Below are 11,764 nucleotides of genomic sequence, written 5' to 3'. Positions count from 1 at the left end.
TCTCCGCTCAATGATTTTAAAAAAGATATTTTAACCAAAAAAACAAGCACCTCTCCACCAAAATAAGAGGCACTTGTTTCCATCACTACATAATGAACTTATAGTTTGATTTCGCTTGCTTTATCTGCTGATTCATAAAGAGCATCCATTGCTTCTGTTGTGATAATAACCTGATCAATATGAGAGCGTGATTTTTCACCAGTTTGCGCAGAACGAATAAAATCTTTCATTTCTTCAAAAAACATATCCGTTGTTGCATAGCTTGGTAAAGTCTCTGTCAATACTTCTCCTTTGGAAGAGTATACGGTAAAGTCGCCACCATAGTTTAATTTAATACCTGCTTTATCTCCCAAAAACTCGATAAACATTGCTGATTCACCGATATTTTGCGCCCAAGCTCCATTAAGGTTAATTGTTGGACCAGTAGTACGTACTAAACCTGTTACAAAATCTTCAACATCATTTATACCACTATAATCTGGTGGTCCTGCCCACATACTTGTATAAGCATAGGATTGCATATCTTTTGCCATCTCATTATAAACTGCACCAGATACACTGTTAATCTTCGTATCACCTAAGCAATAGAAAATAATATCTAAAAAGTGGACTCCCCAATCAACTAAAACCCCACCACCGGATTTCTCTTTCGTCGTAAAAGCTCCACCCAACCCTGGAATAGAACGATGTGCCCGGAAGGAACAATATACATGATAAATATCGCCCAATTCTCCTGCATTAATCATATTTTTTATATGATTAACTGCTGTATTATAACGGTTCACTACACCAATGTTAAGCATTTTATTGTTACGAACAGCCGCTTCCTGCATTTGTTTTGCTTCTGTTAAATTAAGTGCTGCTGGTTTTTCACAAAGTACATGCTTTCCTGCATTCAAAAAATCAATCGTAATCGGAGCATGAGCATAGTTTGGCGTACAAACAGAAACCGCTTCCAGTTCTGGGTCATTTAAAATCGTTTTGTAATCTGTTGCCATAAAAGGAATACCAAATTTTTCAGCTGCTTGCTCGGCACGTTCTGGAATAATATCAACAACATACTTAATTTCTACATTTTCTAGCTTTTTGTAGTTTGGAATATGTTGCGACGTTGCAATCGATCCCGCTCCAATAACCGCTATCTTTATTTTTTTATCAGTCATGATTCCTATCCCTCCAGCTATTTATTCAACTTATCAGGCCCGTTTGGTACCCCTTTCATCATAGTACAATCAGCTTGTTCTGTCTATGTTATAGCATAGAATAATAACCTGCTTTTTCAAAGTAATTATCAGCTAAATAGAGGCTGTCTGTCTATTAACTGTGGGCAACTTGGAGTAAACAAATAAAATGATCACGGAAAGCTGTTGTGCCCAAATTGTTGTGGAGCAATTAATCAAGCCTCACGCTGCAAGGTGCTGCGTTTGCTTACGAAGATTTTTCACGTTATATCACATATTTCAGCACTTTATAAAATGTAACGAAGATATTTATACTTATTTAGGCAAAGTGGACTAGAAAACAACTGTTTTCAAGCAAATAACGTGAAATATCTTCCTTAGGTTTTAAAATTGCCTGATTTCAGCAAATTAACGCTATATTTCTTCGTTACACCTTGCAAAGTCCAACCATAGTTATCCGCTAACCTAGTATCATGCTCTGTATCGCATCTCCTTTCATGACGTATCCCTCTGGCTCAGTACCACATCTCCTTTTATGACGTATCCCTCTGGCTCAGTACCGTATCGCATCTTTAACTTTCCACTGAGCCAATGGGATACGTTAGCCATGCGCTTCAAAACAAAAAGCTGTTCTTAAAATTCCACCTGTAAGCGGAGCATTAGACTTAAAGCCCATAAAACTTCACACATGTTTCGCCCATAATTTTGCTTTGATCCTCTGCTGGCAATTGCGCAATAAACGTGTCTACTAATTGATATACTTCAGAATAAGTGCCACTTAATGTACAAACCGGCCAATCGGAACCGAACATTAAGCGATCGGCACCAAAAGCTGCATATACTGCTTCCAAATAAGGCGCGAAATCTGCTGCTTTCCACTGTCCCCAGTGCGCTTCCGTTACCATTCCCGATACTTTACAACAGACGTTCGGATATTCTGCAATTTTACGGATGTCCTCGTTCCATTTTGCAAAGGATTGCTCCTTGATGACTGGCTTAGCTATATGATCAATTACAAAAGCAGTAGTCGGAAATTGTTTTACCAGTTCTATCGCATATGGCAAATGTTTTTCGAAAATTAAAATATCATACGTAAGACCGAGCGGAGCTAGTTTAGATATACCACGCCTGAAGTCTTCACGTAACATAAAACGATCGTCAGACTCTCCTTGCAGTACATGTCTCACGCCTTTAAATTTAGGACTTAACTGGACAAGCTCTTGCAATTGTTGCTCAATATCATCCGCACATAGATCTACCCAACCAACAACACCTTTAATCCAATCATTTTGATCCGCTAACTGAATTAACCACTTCGTCTCTTGCAGAGATTCACGTGCTTGTACAACAACTGATCCATCCATATTATGAGTATCTAATACAGACTTTAATTCCTCTGGAAAGAAAGAACGTCTTATAGCAGCATGGTTATCGTCAATCCATGGATATTCTGCTTCACTATAATCAATAAAATGATGATGGGAATCAATTCTCATTACTAATACCATCCTTTCATATTCGAGTAAATGATGAAGTACATACGTTTTGTGTTTATACGGTAACCATTGCTTTAATTACGCCTGTTTCTGGTTTAAGCCAATCTTCAAAATGTTCGATCATCGTCTCGAAAGTACTACCATGAGTAATAAATGCATCCGTATCCACATGTCCCTCTCGAATAGCCGCAAGGACATGCTCAAAGTCTTGCATCGTTGCATTACGACTACCCATTAATGTCATTTCTTTCTTATGAAAATCTGGATCACTAAACGAAATATTACCTTTTACCAAACTAACATAAACTACTTTTCCGCCAAATGAAGCGTAATGAAATGCTGCTTCCATCGCCGCTGTATTACCAGTAGCATCAAACACAACTTGCGCAAGCGCACCATTCGTTATTTCTTGCAACTTCTCAAGTGGTTGATCCGCAACATGCAACGTGTCATCTGCTGCGCCCCACTGTTTACAAAAAGCTAGCCGTTCTTCATTCATGTCTAGTGCAATAACATGTACGCCCTGTAATTTCAAAAACTTCATCACACCAAGCCCGATGGGACCTGCACCTGCAACTAAAGCATATTGTCCTTTCTTCACCTCTGCTCTACGAACAGCATGAGCTCCAATCGCTAAACATTCAATCGTTGCTGCTGCATCCAAACTGATATCATTGGTGTTTACTAAGTGAGCGTATGGAACAGTAATATATTGCTGCATTCCACCATCTCGATGAACTCCAAGCACTTCTAAACGTTCACAGCAATTCGTTTTTCCCTGCTCACATGCATGGCAAGTACCACAATTCATATAAGGAACGACAGTAACTTTATCCCCTATCTGAAACGGGGCAACTGTATCTCCGATTGCTACAATTTCTGCGGATAACTCATGTCCAAGTATACGTGGGTATACGAAATAAGGCTGTCGACCACGATAGGCATGCAGATCCGTTCCACAAATACCAATCTTTTTCACTTGGAGCAAAGCCTCTCCTGCTTTTGCCACCGGTCTTTCTTTATCTACTAATTCAAAATGGTCGGGCGACTGACAAACTATTGCTTTCATCGTACTTACAGTAGTGCTCATCGTCATAATCCTCCTCATTTTTAGACTAATTATTTTCTGGCAAACCAGAAATCCATGTTTGATTATGAATAGGCTGTAATATTTTTTGAACTTCGTAAAGCGCATCCAAATCAATCGCTTCATTCATCCAAGCAATATTTTGTAAGATGTTTTCTGGTTTTGTTGTACTCACTAGTGTGGTAGGTATTTTTTCATTATGAAGACTATACTGCACTGCTAATTTAGACAAATTAAGTCCGTTGGCATGACAGAAATCAGCAGCTCGTTTCGAAGCTTCAACAATCTCTGCACCAGCAGGATGCCATGTTGGCGGACCTTGTGTACTAAGCAGTCCCATCGAAAGTGGAGAGGCATTAATTAACGCCACTTGTTTTTCTTCCAGCAATGGTAACAATTCTAACAAACGATTATCATTTAAAGAATAATGGCAGTAGGATAAAATTGCATCGACATCAACTTGCTGTAGCACTTTCTCGAAAGTTGCCATTGGAAAGCCTGAAATTCCTGCAAACCTAATTTTCCCTTGTTGTTTCAAGCGCTCTAACGCAGGAATACTCTCTTCTACTATCGCATCTAGTGGGCGGAATTCAATATCGTGCAAAAATAAAAAGTCCAAGTAATCAACATGCAATCTTTGTAGACTTTCATCAACACTTTTGACTAATCTGGCTGGGGCAAAATCAAATTCATCGGCTCCGTAACGTCCTGCTTTGGAAGATAAGTAATATTTGTCGCGTGGAATTTCAAGTAGTGCTTTACCTAGTACTGTTTCCGCTTTCGTTAGCCCGTAATAAGGAGATACGTCGATTAAATTAATACCTGCATCTACAGCTGTATGAACAGTTCTAACCGCTTGACCTTCGTCTACTTCCTTAAACACAGAACCAAGTGACGATGCTCCAAAACTAAGTGCAGATACATCCAATCCTGTTTGACCAAGTTTACGATATTTCATTATCCATCCTCCTGACATTATTTTCATTGTCATATACTTACTTAACTTTACTAAGTAAGTATATGGGGAGTCGACGAAGTTGTCAATCCTCTCCCCCTTCCCCTATTCTATTCACCATACACATCTGTTAACGAATCTTTATCGCCACCAAATTGAATAAAACGATCTAATATAATGGTAGCAGCTCCGATCGCAGCTGAATTTTCCGCTAATGTAGATACAACAATTTTCGTTGCTCTACCCGCATACTTCATTTGCTGTTGCTCCGCTGTTTTAATAATTAATTGCAAAAACGTTTCCCCTGCACGAGATAATCCACCTTCTAAAATAATGATTTGCGGATCAAGCAAGTTAATCATTAGCGCCAGTGCCGTTCCGATGTGCTGTGCAGCAGTAGTGATAATCGTCTTCGCTCGCTCATCTCCCGCTTCCCAAGCAACAAACACATCTTTGGCTTCGGTTACATGCTCCATCTGAAACTGTTGTTTTGCTTGATTCAAAATGGCATTGCCAGATGCTAACGCTTCTAAACAACCATGCTTACCACAAACGCACAGTGGACCATCTTGCACAATCGTCATATGACCCAACTCGCCAGAACTACCCGAGCTACCACTATATAATCGACCATCGAGAAACAGAGCGGAACCAATGCCATGCCCTAAATTCACACAAATAAAACTATCTACATCATGTTGACTAAACCCGAAATATCGTTGTCCTATAGCCATCACCCGTGTAACATTATCAATCAATACAGGATAGCGAAACGCCGCTTGCACTGGAGGCAACAAGTCTATCATTTCCCATTTAAAATCAGGAGAAAATAACACTTTACCCGTAGCCGGATCAATCAGCCCTGGCATGCCAAGCCCAATACCTAGTATACGTTGCTGCTGTTCAGCTGTTGCTGATGCAATAACACGATCTATGACTTTGATTATCCGGTTAATAATGACAGTAAATCCATCCGTCACACCTGTCGGTACAACTTGTTGATAAATAATTCGAGCGGCAAGATCCATCATAATACAATTAATGTTAGTAGTACCGATATCTACACCGATAATAAAATAATTATCCGCAGCAAATTCTAACATTTGCGGTGGTTTCCCACCGCTACTCAATCCTTTACCACTATCACGCACAATTTCTCTGTCTATCAGTTCATCTGTAATTTTCATTACCGTTGGAATGCTCAAACCGATAGTACGAGCAATTTCGGCTTTATTAATTTGTCCACTTTCCCGAATAATGCTAATCACATTTCGCTTATTCAGTGCATGCATTATACTACGATCCATCTTCATTGCAACCAAACCCACTTTGTTTAATTAATAACATATAAATGTCTATTTTCTTTTAATAGCATAACTAATATCACATCTGTGTGCAAACATGACAAGCTAAACAATCGCAAAGTAGGTTGTTATTCCTCTATAATCGATAACGAAGCTAAACTGCCACCTTTGGCAAAAAATCGTTGTATATTTTGTTCCACTTGATCATCTGCAAGTAATGGCGGTGCATGATGCGGCTTACGCCGAGCATCAATAATAACAGTGTCACATCCCCAATGCTTATACTTTGTACTACTATTAACACCATATATATCATGTGATGGATTACTGCGAGTAAATGTTGCCCAAAGAAAATTAGATAGATCTGCACTAATAAAAGGGCTATTATCCGCCACAACAATGAGTGGACAATCTGCTAGATTCGCTTGCGCTAACAAGTCACTTAATTGCTCCATCTGTTGTTCACCTGCAAGTGCATCAGTTACTACTGGACCCTCTATCGAAATAACTCCTGGCATAACAAATCTTGGCTTGCTAAATGAAGTTTGGGCTAACAGCTTTTCTACTGAACCAGGTACAGCTTCACATAGCGTTCTAATTGGCTCTCCGACGGCTGCAAACACAACTTTACTTCCCTGATTCATTCCTTCACCTGTATAATCAAGCGTATCAATCGTTGTATTCGTATGAAAATGAATATCTCTTCGTAAATCAATGCGCGCTAACAAATAAGTAAAGAATTGTTCGATATGATAAGCACTCAATGATTGCTGCTCAGCTGCACCTGTGGCAACGATAAACAAATATTTTGCTAAACTCAACTGACCAGTTCCTAAAATACGATGAGCAATCGTCAACAATTCCGCTGGTCTGTCTACCGTTTGAAACGGAGTATATCGTTCACTACCAATCGCTAACAAAAGCGGATGAACACCCGCTGCATCGATAGCATGTACTTCTTTTACACCCGGTATATCTTGACGGACAGCACTACCTGTTAGCTCATGAATTAACTGCCCAAAAGATGTATCTTCTTGTGGCGGCCTGCCGACTACTGTAAATGGATAAATCGCATTTTTCTTCGCATATACTTTATGCACGCGCATGACTGGAAACGGATGAACTAAACTATAGTAACCCAAATGATCACCAAACGGTCCTTCTGGCTTTAAATCGTCTGGGTGCAATTCTCCCGTTATAACAAAATCGGCATCATGGCTAATGCAATAACCGTCCACATAACTATAGCGAAAGTTACGACCTGCTAACAATCCAGCAAACGTTAACTCACTCATTCCCTCTGGTAAAGGCATAACAGCAGATAGCGTATGCGAAGGCGGACCGCCAACAAATACACTAACTTTTAATGGTTCACCTAACTTATTCGCTTTCGTTTGATGAATACCAATACCACGATGTATTTGGTAATGCATACCGACTTCTTTATTTTGGATGTAGTCGTTCCCGTCTAGCTGTACTCGGTACATACCAAGATTCGCATTCATTGGTCCGGGCTTATCGACATCTTCCGAATAGACTTGCGGTAATGTAATGAAGGCTCCCCCATCATCTTTCCAACTTTTAATCGCTGGCATATCGGATATAGTTATCTCTTCGAACTCAGCAGGCAATCCTTGCTTCTTCACTGGCAATGCCCGAGTAGCAGCTACCGCTGTCCCTACATATCGATGAGGCTTGCGCAATGCTTGCATCGGATCATTTCGCAGGGCAATAACTTCTTGTGTTTTTTCAATCGTATCTCGAAATATAAATTTACTTCGCTCTAGGGTACCAAACAAATTACACACTGCTCTATACTTGGAACCTTTCACATTTTCAAATAAAATAGCTGGTCCGCCAGCAGCATAAACTTTCAACTGAATAGCCGCCATTTCCAAATGAGGGTCCACTTCTTCCTGTACACGTATTAACTGTCCATGCTTTTCCAAATCAAGAACACACTCTTCTAAACTTGCATAGATCATATGCTATCTCCGTTCTATATTTGCTATTGAAGTATCTACCTATATTATGGAGATTAGAAGATCTATCGTCAACGCAACTATCACCTACAATTTGGTGAATATTTCATATAAATATATTTTCATTGTTGCGGATTAATCTAGATCATGACTATACTAGGCAATATAGGAGGTGCACTTATGCCATTACAGTTACAATTACAACACATTTCAAAACAATTCGATCAAAAAAAAATATTCGAAGATGTTTCGTTTACTTTTGAACAAGGAAAGATTTATGGTTTATTAGGTAGAAACGGTGCAGGAAAGACAACACTTTTCAACTGTTTAAGTGAAGAAATACCGGTGTCGAGCGGGCAAGCACTATTAGTTGACGGCGAAACTACTCGTCCCGTTACTAACCATGATGTCGGCTTCGTCTATTCGCTACCCATTTTGCCAGAATTTTTAACAGGATATGAATTTATTAAGTTTTTTCTAGAAACGAATCGCCAAGCACAACCAGAGCATTCTATCGCAGACTACTTTGCTATGATGACGCTATCGACAGAAGACCAACATAAATTAATTAAAAGTTACTCACATGGGATGAAAAATAAGCTGCAAATGTTATTGTTTTTAATAACGAAGCCACCAATTATATTGTTAGATGAACCGTTAACCTCATTTGACGTTATCGTAGCATTAGAAATGAAAAATCTATTACGAAATATGAAACATGATCATATTATTATTTTTTCCACTCATATTTTGCAACTAGCTACTGATTTATGTGACGAACTCGTACTACTACATCAAGGAAATCTATCTACTGTTTCTGCTACTTTACTGCACGAACCAGATTTCGAACAACAAATTATCCAATTATTACAGAACTAAGGGTACATAGTCAAACAACGACAGCACCCCATAGTAACACCATATTTATTACTCTTTTCTTAAAGGATGGTATCGATGCTCAAAACTGTATTCTCTATTCGATCTATTCAAATGGCAACAATAGTCAATATGATTATTTTTTATGCTCAAAAAATACCGATCCTTAACAAATTAATAACTTCTAAACTGTATGCACAATTTCGAATAAAACGTTGGCTCTCTATCATTGCTATACCGTTATCTCTTATTTGGCAGTTAGTTATACAACTATTTTATTATGGACTAGCTATCTTCTTACCCATTCAATTGCTAGGAGCAGAGCTAACGAACAACGAAAAACTAGTTTATTTTTATTTTATTTTCTTTGTGTTCACATTTGTTACAGGAGCCGTTAGCAGCGCCACCATATTAGAGCCTAAACGAAAAAAATATGTCGCGATTAAATTATTTCGAATGAATCCGAGCGACTATATGAAAGCTACTTTACTCACTCGTTACCTTACATTTTTTATATTTGCAGTTCCTGTCATGTTATGGTTTACGTTACCGCTTGGAGCAACCGTTTGGCATGTGTTTTTCCTATTAATTACCGCTACTTTGTGGCGAATATTCAGCGAATGGGTACACTTACAACTATACAAAAAAATGCAATTAATTCTTATAAAAAAAGTAGGAATTGTTTGGGCAATTATCGGCATAAGCTGTTTGCTAGCTTACGGCGTACTTATTGTTGGTATTGTACCTACCTTTGTTACGTCTACGATATTTTCCATTGTTCTATCGATGATGGGGTTATTAGGAGGCTGGGCCTGTCTAACGCTGGTCCGCTATAAAAATTATCGACTTGTGACGGACGCTGCAACTAACTACGATGATCCTTTGCTCGACTTGGGTAAGATGGTAACCGATCAACAGCAAAGTGGTGTAACCTTACAAGCAGACGACTTACAACTACAGATGACTAATCCAAAAACAAAACGGAAATTGGAGCAACTTAGCGGGTTTGAATATTTAAACAAAATATTTCATCTTCGTCATCACAAATTTTTACGACAACCGCTCCAAAAAAAATTAGCTGGAATTGTTATATTCGGTATGGTAATCATCGGTTTAACCTTTATCATTCCACAACAATTAGCAAGCAATGATTTGTTTAACGGACGTCATTTCTCTTATTTATTTTTACTGTTGTACTTTTTATTTATGTCCGAAAAAACTTGTCGAGCTTACTTTTATAATTGCGATATTAGTTTACTGCGCTATTCTTTTTATCGTAAAGCAGCGCCGGAACATTTTCGGATTCGTTTACGATTTATTATCCAGCAAAATCTATTGATCGCTCTATTATTTTCATTTGTGCTTACTACCTATTTTACACTACTCAATGTGGATTTTTTATCTAGTGGGGCACTGCATTTAGTCGTTTCTATTTTGTCATTGGCATTGTTTTTCTCTATTCATGATTTATTTATGTACTATATATTCCAACCTTATTCTACAGACAAAAATGTGCGTAATCCGCTATATCAAGTGTTCTCTTTTTTTGTTTCTGGGCTTGGGGGCATATTTTTAGTTATAAGGCTTGATTCTTTTTCGTTCGCTTCCATCTGTTTAGGTTTGGCATTTATATATAGCATCATCGCTCCTATTTTAGTGAAAAAATATGCTATACGAACATTTCGGATCAAATAACGATATACTTCTTGCTTGTCGTTTCGCTTGTATGATATGAGATGCAGGTAATTAAAAAACAGCACTAGGACGAAATCATTACGGTTTCCGCCTAATGCTGTTTTCGTATTCCTATACATCCTACTATGTTACACGCTAGCTTCCAACGTAAACACTGGTCGATTTTCCCCTACGATAGTATCATTCCCATTCATAAATTGTTTCGGGCATAATTGATATAATCGCTCTATTGTGTCTGTTCCCTCATAACCGATTTGTTCCAATATAGAAGCTACGATCATTGGCCACTTTTCTTCTGAACCGTCCATCACTTTCAAGGCAATCGCCATTCGCTCATGGCGTAATCCGATAGCATATACTCCCTTAGCTCCACCTTTGGCTACCAGATTGTCATCCCTTAACAAAGCGGAGCAAATCATATTCGTACCAGCGACCATCTCATAATGCTCGTTCATTAACTTAGTCATCTTCTCTACAGCTGCACGAGTGTTACTGTCTTCTATTACATCTGGACAAGCCATTTTCAAATATGCTTTAGCTAGATGTGAAAGTGGTAATGCAAATACAGGTAAACCGCAACCGTCAATAGCAATACCAATATCTTCTTGCGGATATTCTGCCATCATGGCGAGTGTCGCGAGCACTTCTTGTTGTGCCGGATGATCTATCTGATCGTATCCTTGTAGCGGGTAGCCTTTGTCTAAACATAACCCCAACATGCCCAAATGCTTACCTGAACAATTGTGATATAACCGTCTTTCTGGTTTACCCTCCTTCACTAAAACGTCTCTAGCTGCGACGTTAAGCGGGTAAGTACTATGACAGATTAAATCGCTTTCATTAATACCAAGTTTATCTAACATCGATTGCAATACATCTACATGAAATGCTTCTGATCGGTGGGACGCTGTAGTAATCGCTTGTTCCTTGCCCGTCCATCCGAATTTGTCGCCAACGCCATGTACAAAAGAAGGAATCGCTTGAATTGGTTTGGCTGAAGAACGCAAATAAGTACGATAGTGTGGATCGCCCACCGCATATTGCACCTGCCCTGTATCCGATATGACACATACATGTCCCCAATATTCACATTCAACCATATTGCCACGCCATTCTTCAATAAGCTTCTCGCTAGTACTTAATTGATCGGTCATCATTACCACTCCATTTAATTAATAATTATATACT

Annotated in this window: 9 protein-coding genes; 2 read left to right on the top strand and 7 right to left on the bottom strand. The window is 38.8% G+C overall.

Translation table 11 applies throughout. The annotated features are described in order from the left end of the window. Window positions 1–98: 98 nt before the first annotated feature. The 6 genes from ACFSTH_RS01865 to ACFSTH_RS01840 form a co-directional block, all read right to left on the bottom strand. Window positions 99–1,163: a Gfo/Idh/MocA family protein gene (locus tag ACFSTH_RS01865; protein ID WP_377775725.1), complete on the bottom strand. Its 1,065-nt coding sequence runs from the start codon at window positions 1,161–1,163 to the stop codon at window positions 99–101. A gap of 683 nt (window positions 1,164–1,846) precedes the next feature. Next, the gene (locus tag ACFSTH_RS01860; RefSeq protein ID WP_377775723.1) at window positions 1,847–2,677 is read right to left on the bottom strand and encodes an amidohydrolase family protein; all 831 of its coding nucleotides are present in this window, start codon (window positions 2,675–2,677) and stop codon (window positions 1,847–1,849) included. A gap of 55 nt (window positions 2,678–2,732) precedes the next feature. Beyond that, window positions 2,733–3,767, bottom strand: coding sequence for a zinc-binding alcohol dehydrogenase family protein (locus ACFSTH_RS01855; protein ID WP_377775721.1), 1,035 nt, complete (start codon window positions 3,765–3,767; stop codon window positions 2,733–2,735). Between the two features lie 25 nt (window positions 3,768–3,792). Beyond that, window positions 3,793–4,722, bottom strand: a complete 930-nt coding sequence (locus ACFSTH_RS01850) for an aldo/keto reductase (RefSeq protein ID WP_377775719.1) — start codon at window positions 4,720–4,722, stop codon at window positions 3,793–3,795. A 107-nt stretch (window positions 4,723–4,829) separates the two neighbouring features. Next, window positions 4,830–6,026, bottom strand: a complete 1,197-nt coding sequence (locus ACFSTH_RS01845) for an ROK family transcriptional regulator (RefSeq protein ID WP_377775717.1) — start codon at window positions 6,024–6,026, stop codon at window positions 4,830–4,832. Window positions 6,027–6,151: 125 nt separating this feature from the next. After that, a complete protein-coding gene (locus ACFSTH_RS01840; RefSeq protein ID WP_377775715.1) occupies window positions 6,152–8,008 on the bottom strand; it encodes a UbiD family decarboxylase in 1,857 nt (618 codons plus the stop codon). 177 nt (window positions 8,009–8,185) lie between these two features. On the opposite strand from ACFSTH_RS01840, the gene ACFSTH_RS01835 reads away from it, so the two are divergent. Further along, the gene (locus ACFSTH_RS01835) at window positions 8,186–8,884 is read left to right on the top strand and encodes an ABC transporter ATP-binding protein (RefSeq protein WP_377775713.1); all 699 of its coding nucleotides are present in this window, start codon (window positions 8,186–8,188) and stop codon (window positions 8,882–8,884) included. A gap of 75 nt (window positions 8,885–8,959) precedes the next feature. Continuing rightward, the gene (locus ACFSTH_RS01830; protein WP_377775711.1) at window positions 8,960–10,576 is read left to right on the top strand and encodes a hypothetical protein; all 1,617 of its coding nucleotides are present in this window, start codon (window positions 8,960–8,962) and stop codon (window positions 10,574–10,576) included. 128 nt (window positions 10,577–10,704) lie between these two features. Here the strand turns inward: ACFSTH_RS01830 and ACFSTH_RS01825 are convergent, their stop codons facing one another. Then, window positions 10,705–11,733 carry an asparaginase gene (locus ACFSTH_RS01825; protein WP_377775709.1) on the bottom strand — a complete coding sequence of 343 codons (1,029 nt, stop codon included), beginning with the start codon at window positions 11,731–11,733 and terminating at the stop codon, window positions 10,705–10,707. Between the last annotated feature and the right edge of the window lie 31 nt (window positions 11,734–11,764).

It is taken from the genome of Paenibacillus yanchengensis, assembly GCF_042684845.1.
Taxonomy (GTDB): Bacteria; Bacillota; Bacilli; order Paenibacillales; family Paenibacillaceae; genus Pristimantibacillus; species Pristimantibacillus yanchengensis.
The sequence above is the reverse complement of the archived record's forward strand: the minus strand, read 5'-3'. Positions and strand labels throughout refer to the sequence as shown.